The sequence below is a fragment of the Dietzia sp. E1 genome, assembly GCF_014145015.1.
GTDB classification, from domain to species: Bacteria; Actinomycetota; Actinomycetes; order Mycobacteriales; family Mycobacteriaceae; genus Dietzia; species Dietzia cinnamea_A.
In genome coordinates, this window is the sequence record NZ_JAALDU010000524.1 from 1 (window position 1) to 1,062 (window position 1,062).

The 1,062-nt window shown below is 73.9% G+C and carries 1 protein-coding gene; it reads right to left on the minus strand.

What is annotated here, in order from left to right:
* Positions 1-1,062: FtsK/SpoIIIE domain-containing protein (locus G6030_RS15025; protein WP_277817477.1), on the minus strand; the 1,062-nt coding region annotated here is incomplete at both ends.

Sequence of the window (1,062 nt, forward strand, 5' to 3'; positions counted from 1 at the left end):
AGCCGAGTCCAGCGGGGCACCCTCCCCCAGCGGAGCCAGCCACACCTCGTGAGCGGGCCGGCCGTGCCCGGCGAGTCGGCCCACCAGGACGTCGAGCAGGCTCGCCGACTCCCCCGCGCCGTCAGCGTCCGCGGTGTCGCCGGGAACGAGGTCCTCGTCGTCGTCGCCTCCGACCACCACCGGTGGGGTCGGCACCGGCATGTACCAGGCGGTGAACGGCCGCACCGCCGCGCGGGCGGCGACCGTGGCCACCGTGGAACCGTCGAGGCGGCGGTCCTCGGTGTACGGGCCGGAGACGTAGGCGGCGTCGAACCGCACCGGGTCGCCGGCGTCCACCTTGAGGTAGCCGGCGCCCGGGGTCGCGGGCAGGTGGTAGGCGTCGGTCACGCCCAGGACCGTGCGGGACTCGGTCGCGGAGAACGTCTTGAGGGCGATCCGGTAGGACAGGTGGCTGTCCAGCCCGCGCAGCCGCCCCTCCTCGAGGCGCTGGGAGGCGAGCAGCAGGTGGATGTGCAGGGAGCGCCCGAGCCGTCCGATCGTGAGGAACAGCTCGGCGAACTCGGGCTTGGAGGACAGCAGCTCGGAGAACTCGTCGACCACGATCACCAGTGCGGGGAGAGGGTCCAGCGGCGCGCCCTTGGCGCGGGCGGCCTCGTACTCCGCCACGTTCGAGTAGTTGCCGGCCGCGCGGAGCACCTCCTGGCGCCGGGTGAGCTCCCCCTCGAGGGCGTCCCGCATGCGGTCGACCATGGTGATCTCGGCCTGCAGGTTGGTGATGACCGCGGCGACGTGCGCCAGCGGCTCCAGCCCGAGGAACGTGGCGCCGCCCTTGAAGTCCACCAGCACGAGGTTGAGCGAGTCGGGGTCGTGGGTGGCGACCAGACCCAGCACGAGGGTGCGCAGGAACTCGGATTTGCCCGACCCGGTCGCGCCGATGCACAGCCCGTGCGGGCCCATGCCGCCGTGCGCGGCCTCCTTGAGGTCGAGCTCGACGGGCGCGCCGTCGGGGCTGACGCCCACGGGCACGCGCAGCCGGTCGCGCTCGCCGCGGCGTCGCCACGC